Source organism: Actinomycetospora sp. (assembly GCF_036497245.1).
Classification (GTDB): Bacteria; Actinomycetota; Actinomycetes; order Mycobacteriales; family Pseudonocardiaceae; genus Actinomycetospora.
The window spans coordinates 1-6,733 of record NZ_DASXJS010000252.1 but is presented as its reverse complement, the minus strand read 5'-3'; the positions used below and the strand labels follow the sequence as shown (position 1 = coordinate 6,733).

Annotated in this window: 8 protein-coding genes and 1 pseudogene; 5 read left to right on the top strand and 4 right to left on the bottom strand. The window is 71.4% G+C overall.

What is annotated here, in order from left to right:
• The 4 genes and pseudogenes from VGI02_RS26215 to VGI02_RS26200 form a co-directional block, all read left to right on the top strand.
• A pseudogene (locus VGI02_RS26215) lies at window positions 1-195 on the top strand (hypothetical protein); the annotation flags it as partial.
• A complete protein-coding gene (locus VGI02_RS26210; RefSeq protein ID WP_331632511.1) occupies window positions 192-734 on the top strand; it encodes an aromatic-ring-hydroxylating dioxygenase subunit beta in 543 nt (180 codons plus the stop codon). The pseudogene VGI02_RS26215 and the gene VGI02_RS26210, both read left to right, overlap by 4 nt.
• Before the next feature lie 7 nt (window positions 735-741).
• Entirely contained in the window at window positions 742-1,047 is a 306-nt protein-coding gene (locus VGI02_RS26205) for a hypothetical protein (protein WP_331632509.1), read from the top strand.
• A gap of 48 nt (window positions 1,048-1,095) precedes the next feature.
• Entirely contained in the window at window positions 1,096-1,785 is a 690-nt protein-coding gene (locus VGI02_RS26200; RefSeq protein WP_331632507.1) for a TetR/AcrR family transcriptional regulator, read from the top strand.
• Here the strand turns inward: VGI02_RS26200 and VGI02_RS26195 are convergent.
• Genes VGI02_RS26195 through VGI02_RS26180 form a run of 4 tightly spaced genes read right to left on the bottom strand, consistent with a single transcriptional unit; the run spans window position 1,755 to window position 5,645 of the window.
• Window positions 1,755-3,302, bottom strand: a complete 1,548-nt coding sequence (locus tag VGI02_RS26195; protein ID WP_331632504.1) for an acyl-CoA synthetase — start codon at window positions 3,300-3,302, stop codon at window positions 1,755-1,757. The genes VGI02_RS26200 and VGI02_RS26195 overlap by 31 nt on opposite strands.
• Window positions 3,303-3,344: 42 nt before the next feature.
• Window positions 3,345-4,148, bottom strand: a complete 804-nt coding sequence (locus tag VGI02_RS26190) for an enoyl-CoA hydratase/isomerase family protein (protein ID WP_331632502.1) — start codon at window positions 4,146-4,148, stop codon at window positions 3,345-3,347.
• A gap of 4 nt (window positions 4,149-4,152) precedes the next feature.
• On the bottom strand, window positions 4,153-4,347 hold the full coding sequence (locus VGI02_RS26185) for a ferredoxin (RefSeq protein ID WP_331632499.1): 195 nt from the start codon (window positions 4,345-4,347) through the stop codon (window positions 4,153-4,155).
• A 29-nt stretch (window positions 4,348-4,376) separates the two neighbouring features.
• Complete coding sequence (locus VGI02_RS26180; protein WP_331632497.1) at window positions 4,377-5,645, bottom strand: cytochrome P450; 1,269 nt, start codon at window positions 5,643-5,645, stop codon at window positions 4,377-4,379.
• A gap of 131 nt (window positions 5,646-5,776) precedes the next feature.
• Here VGI02_RS26180 and VGI02_RS26175 point away from each other — a divergent pair, with 131 nt between their 5' ends.
• Complete coding sequence (locus tag VGI02_RS26175) at window positions 5,777-6,571, top strand: SDR family NAD(P)-dependent oxidoreductase (protein WP_331632494.1); 795 nt, start codon at window positions 5,777-5,779, stop codon at window positions 6,569-6,571.
• Window positions 6,572-6,733: the final 162 nt, after the last annotated feature.

Below are 6,733 nucleotides of genomic sequence, written 5' to 3'. Positions count from 1 at the left end.
GCGCAGCTCCGCCCGGAGTGGCTCGACCTGCGCCGCGGGCTCGGGCGCGAACGCACCGACGACGACGGGTTCACCATCGGCACCGCGACCGACGAGACCTCCATGCGCTCCATGTGGGAGCACTACCTGACCCTGATGGACCCGCAGGACAGCACCGCCCCGCAGCCGGGCACCGTCGAAGGAGCGCAGGCATGACCGTCGCTGCCCAGCAGGTCGTGGACGGCACCCCCGCGCCGACCGAGCAGGATGCCGCCGCCGCGGCTGCGCCGATCGGGGTCGACGAGGCCGCACAGTTCCTCTACCGCGAGGCCCGGCTCGCCGACGCGCACGAGCTGGACGCGTGGGAGGCCCTCTGGACCGACGACGCGCTCTACTACGTGCCGATCGACGACGACGCCGATCCGATGACGACCATGTCGATCATCTTCGACAACCGCGGCCGCATCGCGACCCGGATCAAGCAGCTCCACACGGGCCGCAGGCACGCCCAGCGCCCGCCGTCACGGCTGTGCCGCTCCGTCAGCAACGTCGAGGTGCTCGGCGTCGAGGGCACCGACACCGTGGTGACCTCGGTGGTCCAGATCGTGGAGTCCCGGGAGCGCGGCACCCGGTTCTGGGCGGGACGGGTCACCCACCGGCTGCGCCGCGGCGACGACGGCCTGCGGATGTCGATGAAGAAGATCGTGCTCGTCGACTCCGACCGGCCCCTGCTCTCGCTGTCGTTCCTGGTCTGATGGCGCCGTGACGAACGACGACGGGGCCGGCGACGACAGGACGGGCGACGACGGGGCCCGCCCCGGTATCGAGCTGGGCGTGGTCTCCAGCGAGTTCGCGACGGTGAAGGTCACGCTCGAGCAGGGGGCATCCGGGGCGCGGCTGCGCGTCGAGGACCTGCGCTCGGAGGCGGTCCGATACCTCGACGCCCTCGAACTGGAGTCGCTGGTCTGGGCGCCCGAGGACTGGTGGCGACGCCTGCTCGACCCCTCGCTGCACCGCTGGCGCGACGCCGGACGGGGCCCGGACATCGAGTCGCTGCCCTCCGGCTGACCGCACCGTGGCGGCGGTCATCGTGAACGTTCCTTATACTCGGGTCTCATGCCGCGCCCACGTGCCGGTCTGGGGACGACGTCCGGGGCCGACAACAAGTCCTCGCGGACACGCGCGCGCATCCTCGACGCCGCGGCGAAGCTCCTGGACCGGCACGGGTACGCGGGCACCAGACTCACCGAGATCGCCGAACTGGCCTCGGTGCAGGCTCCCGCCCTCTACTACTACTTCCCGTCCCGCGACGCGCTCGTCGAGCAGGTCGTCCTCTCCGGCCAGCAGACCATCATCGACCACCTCGTGGATCTGCTGGCCGCGCTGCCCGCCGAGCTGACGCCGATCGACCGCCTCCAGGAGGCCGTCGCGGCCCATCTGCGCATCGTGCTGGAGACCTCGGACTTCTCCTCGGCCGCGATGCGCAACGCCGTCCAGCTGCCGGAGCCGATCCGCGCCAAGCTCGTCGAGGGCCTGCAGACCTACAGCGACCTCTGGCGCGAGCTGGTCGAGGCGTGCGCGGAGGCGGGACAGCTCGCGCCCGGCCTCGACACCGGACTGGCCCGGATGTTCGTGCTCGGCGCGCTGAACTGGGCACCCCAGTGGTTCGACCCGGACCGCGGTCCGGTGGACGACGTCATCGACACGGTGCAGCGGTTCGTCGTGCACGCCCTGACCCGCGGCGTCCCGGACGATCTCCGGGCCGCCGTGACCGCTCAGGCCCCGGCGGGGCTGGACGCCAGGTAGTTCTCCCGGATCTCCCGCTTGAGGAGCTTGCCGGTCTCGGTGCGCGGCAGCGAGTCCACGAACTCCACGCCGCGCGGCGCCTTGTAGCGGGCGATGCGCTCCTGCACGAAGGCGATGATCCGTTCCTCGAGCTCCGGTCCGGTGGCCGTCCCCGCGGTGGGCACGACGAACGCGCGGACCTGCTCGCCCATCTCCTCGTCGGGCACCCCGATCACCGCGACGTCGTCGATCGCCTCGTGCAGCGTCAGCACGCTCTCGATCTCGGCGGGGTAGATGTTCACCCCGCCGGAGATGATCGTGAAGGACTTGCGGTCGGTGAGGAACAGGAAGCCGTCGGAGTCGACACGGCCCATGTCGCCGACGGTCGTCCAGTTCCCGTGCTCGGGGTGCTGCGCCTCGCGGGTCTTCTCGGGATCGTTGTGATAGATGAACGGCAGTTCGTCGCGCTCGAAGTAGACGGTGCCGACCTCGTCGGTGCCCAGGGCGTTGCCGTCGTCATCACAGATGCGGATGATGCCGAGCACGGCCTTCCCCACCGACCCGGGCTTCGTCTGCCACTGGGCGCTGTCGATCATCGTCATACCGTGGCCCTCGGTCCCGGCGTAGTACTCGACGAGGATCGGGCCCCACCAGTCGATCATCTTCTGCTTGACCTCGACCGGGCACGGCGCGGCCGCGTGCACCGCGACCCGCAGGCTCGAGTGGTCGTAGGAGCGCCGGACGTCGTCGTCGAGGCGCAGCATCCGCACGAACATGGTCGGCACGAACTGCGCGTGGGTGACGGCGTTGCCCGCGATCGCGGCGAGGGCGCCCTCGGCGTCGAACCTGCGCATCATCACCACCGTCCCGCCGTGGGCGTGCACGCCTGCGGCCCACCGCAGCGGCGCCGCATGGTAGATCGGCGCGGGCGAGAGGTAGACGGTGTCCTCGCCGACCCCGAACGCCGCGATGAGCCGGACGAGCGGGTCGGGGGCGTCGCTGATCTGCGCCTCGGCGAGCGGCGGCCGGATGCCCTTGGGGCGGCCCGTCGTCCCCGACGAGTACAGCATCGGCGCGCCTGCGGGCTCGTCGTCGAGCGGCTCGCCCGACGACCCGGCCAGTGCCTCCTCGTACGCCCCGTGGCCCGGCACCTCACCGCCGTAGGCCAGGCGCAGCACCACGCCGGGCGTCGCGTCGACGACGGCGGCCGCGAGGTCGCCCTTGTCCGCCGAGACGACGATCGCCCGGGCGCCGGAGTCCTGCGCGATGTAGGCCACCTCGTCGGGCGCCAGGTGATGGTTGACCGCGGTCACGTACAGCCCCGACCGCAGGCCCGCCCAGTACACCTCGAGGGCCTCGAGCGCGTTGGTGGACAGCAGCGCGACGGTGTCGCCGCGGCGCAGACCGGCCTGGGCGAGCACCCGCGCGAGCCGGGTGGAGCGGTCGTCGAGCTGGGCGTAGGTCAGCTCCTGACCGGTCTCGACCAGACGCGCGGCGACCTTGTCGGGGGTGCGCAAGGCATGGGTGCGCGGGTACATGTCGGTCCCTCCCGGGGGGTGTGGGTCGCCGGAGGCGTCGGGTCAGCGCCCGGTGAACTTCGGTGCCCGGCGGCCCATGACGGCGTCCAGGCCCTCCCGGGCGTCGGCGGTGCCGGAGAGCTCGGAGACGGTGCGCGCCTCCTCGGGCAGCTGGGCCTCGACCCGGGACCCGAGCCCGGACCACATCAGGCGCTTCGTCGCGGCGAGCGCCCGCGGCGCGCCGTCGGCCAGTTGCGAGGCCAGCTCGTCGGTCGCGGCGGCGAGCTCGTCGTCGGCCACCACGCGGGTGAGGAGACCGAGCTCGAGCGCCTCGGCCGCCGAGAGGGTGGGGTTGGTCAGCGAGATCTCGAGCGCCTTCCGCAGCCCCACCAGCTGCGGCAGGGTCACCGTGGTGCCCGCGTCCGGCGCCATCCCGACGCGGGTGGCGCCGCCGAGGAACTTCGCCGACTCGGCCGCGACGACGAGGTCGGCCGCGCACACCAGGCCGAAGCCGCCGCCGCCTGCCGCGAAGCCGTGCACCGAGGCGATCACCGGTGCGGGGAGGTTCAGCAGCCCCTGCACACACACCTGCAGCCACGAGGTGGCCTCGCGCAGGTAGTCCGGCAGCGCCTCGCCCTTGCTCGCGAACGTCTTGACGTCGCCGCCCGCGCAGAAGTTCTTGCCCTCGCCGGAGAGCACGAGGACCCGCAGGTGCGGTTCCGAGTAGCAGGCCATGATCGCGTCGTAGAGCGCCCGCAGCAGCGGGACGTCCATGCCGTTCGACGCCTTCGGGCGGTTGAGGCGCACCCGCGCCACCCCGCGCTCGTCGACGTCGTGGAGCACCAGGTCCGGCTCGTCCACCGTCACGGGCTCAGTCCTCGATCGACAGGGCGCCGGTGGGGCAGCCGTCGACGGCCTCCTGGAGCTCACCGCGACGACCCTCGTCGGGCTTCTCCTCGAGCAGCAGCAGCGAGCCGTCGTCGTCGACCTCGAAGACGTCGGGGGCGATCGACTCGCAGATGCCCAGCCCGGTGCACTTGTCGTAGTCCACGACGATCTTCGGCATCGGTCCTCCTCAGGACGTGGCGGTGGTGATCAGAGGTTGAGACGGCAGGGCATGGACTTGATGGCCTGCATGAAGTTCCCGGCCAGGTAGACCGGCTCGTCGGCCTCGAGGTCCGGGACGCGGGTGAGGATCTCGGAGAAGATCGCGCGCAGCTGGGTCTTCGCGAGCTGGTTGCCCATGCAGTAGTGCGGACCGCCGCCGCCGAAGCCCACGTGCGGGTTCGGCGAGCGAGTCACGTCGAAGCGCATCGGGTCGTCGAAGACCTCGGGATCGCGGTTGCCCGACGGGTAGAACAGCACGACCCAGTCGCCCTGGCGGATGTGGCTCCCCCGCAGCTCGACGTCGCGGGTGGCGGTGCGGCGAAAGGTCATCACCGGGGTCGCCCAGCGCACGAACTCGTCGATCGCAACACCGATGCGCCCGTCGAAGTCCTCGCGGAGCAGGGTGCGCTGGTCCGGGTTGAGGGTCAGCGCCCGCATGGTCGCGGAGGTGGTGTTGCGGGTGGTGTCGTTGCCCGCCACCGAGAGCAGGCAGAAGAACGCCGCGATCTCCTCGTCGGTGAGCTGCTCGCCGTCGACCTCGGCCTGGACCAGGTTGGTCATCAGGTCGTCGCGCGGCTCGGCTCGGCGGGCCTCGGCATGATCGACGGCGACGTTGATGAGCTGCATCAGCGACTGGGTCATCAGCTCGGTGGGCTCGCGACCGGCCAGCACCTCGTCGTCGCCCCAGCTGACCATGCCGTCCGCGCCCTCGGTGGCGAGGTCGCGGCTCTCCTGGTCCTCGACCCCGACCATCTCGAAGATCGTCCACTGCGGCAGCCGCCGGGAGATCTGCGCGACGAAGTCGCAGTCCCCGGTCTCGATCAGTTCGTCCACGAGTCGGCGGGCCTGGTCGCGGATCTGGTCCTCGATCTTCTTCACCCGCTTCGGGGTGAACGCCGCGCTCACCAGCTTGCGGAGCTTCGTGTGCCGCGGGGCGTCGGTGGCCAGGAAGGAACTGACCGCCTCGAGGATGTCCGGGGGGACGTCCTCCATCGTGATGCCCTCGCCCGAGCAGAAGGTGTCGGGGTCCTTGCTGACGGCGACGATGTCCTCGTGGCGCGTCACGGCCCAGAACCCGCCGCCCTCCTGGGGCGGCATCATCGAGCCCTCGGCCGGCGGGTGCCAGCTGATCGGACGCTCGGCGCGCAGGACCGCGTAGTCCTCCTCGCGCTCCTCCGGCGACTTGGCCCAGAACGCCATCGGGGCGAGCGACACCGGGTCGTACTGCCGTTCACCCGGCTCGGTCGTCAGCGTCATCGCCCACCTCCGGCAGCTTTTTTAAGATGGATTAGGTTGGGTGCACGACATCACGACCGGGCGGGCCTGTCAAGGCGGCGCACGGTGATCGGATCCTGCACGAGAAGACGGCCCGACGGAGGGAATCCCGCATGGATCTCGGACTGACCGACGCCCGCGTGATCGTCACCGGCGGCGCGTCCAACATCGGACGCGGCATCGTGCACGGCTTCGCCCGTGAGGGGGCGCGCATCCTGCTCGTCGACCTCGACTCCGAGCAGGCCGAGCGCGTGCGGACCGAGGCCGAGGACCTCGGAGCGGGAGAGGTCCTGGTCCACGCGACCGACCTGACCCACGACGGCTCGGGGACCGCGGTGGTCGAGCGGGCCGTCGGCGCCTGGGGCGGCGTCGACGCCCTCGTGAACAACGCCGGGATCAGCGTGCCGGGATTCCTCACCGAACAGACCGACCGCGCGCTGTGGCAGCGCACCGTGGAGGTCAACCTCTTCACCGCGATCGACTGCACCCAGGCCGCGCTCGGACCGATGGGCGAGGCGGGGAGCGGGTCCATCGTCTTCATCTCCTCGGACGCCGCGTTCGGGGCCGTGCGTCAGGGGGTCTACGGCACGACGAAGGCCGGCCTGATCGCCCTCGCCCGCACCACCGCGCGGGAACAGGGCCGGAAGGGGATCCGGTCGAACGTCGTCTGCCCCGGGCTGGTGCTGCCCGACGAGGGCGGCGTCGGCGCGCACAGCCTCTGGTCGGCGGGACAGGACGCGATCTTCAACGCCGATCAGATCGATCATGTCCGCAAGCAGCAGCCACTGCGGCGCCTGACCGAGGCCGCCGACGTCGCCGACACCGTCGTCTTCCTCTCCTCGGAGCGGGTCGCCCGCCAGGTCACCGGCCAGGTCGTGGCCGTGGGAGGCGGCTCGTCGATGCCCTGACCCGGCCCGCCGACATCACACTCGCGATTACGATCAGTACATGCCGCCAGCCAGGAGCTCTCCGAGCCGGGACGAGGCGGGCGTCCGCGGCGGCGCCCCCAGCAAGTCCGAGCGCACCAGGGAGCGGATCGTCGACGCGACCGCCCGGGTCCTCAACAGCCG

What these genes read in the sequence shown, in the direction of transcription:
- VGI02_RS26210 (WP_331632511.1), top strand. Translation starts at nt 192, where the DNA reads ATGACCGTCGCTGCCCAGCAGGTCGTGGACGGCACCCCCGCGCCGACC.
- VGI02_RS26200 (WP_331632507.1), top strand. Translation starts at nt 1,096, where the DNA reads ATGCCGCGCCCACGTGCCGGTCTGGGGACGACGTCCGGGGCCGACAAC.
- VGI02_RS26195 (WP_331632504.1), bottom strand. Translation starts at nt 3,302, where the DNA reads ATGTACCCGCGCACCCATGCCTTGCGCACCCCCGACAAGGTCGCCGCG.
- VGI02_RS26185 (WP_331632499.1), bottom strand. Translation starts at nt 4,347, where the DNA reads ATGCCGAAGATCGTCGTGGACTACGACAAGTGCACCGGGCTGGGCATC.
- VGI02_RS26180 (WP_331632497.1), bottom strand. Translation starts at nt 5,645, where the DNA reads ATGACGCTGACGACCGAGCCGGGTGAACGGCAGTACGACCCGGTGTCG.
- VGI02_RS26175 (WP_331632494.1), top strand. Translation starts at nt 5,777, where the DNA reads ATGGATCTCGGACTGACCGACGCCCGCGTGATCGTCACCGGCGGCGCG.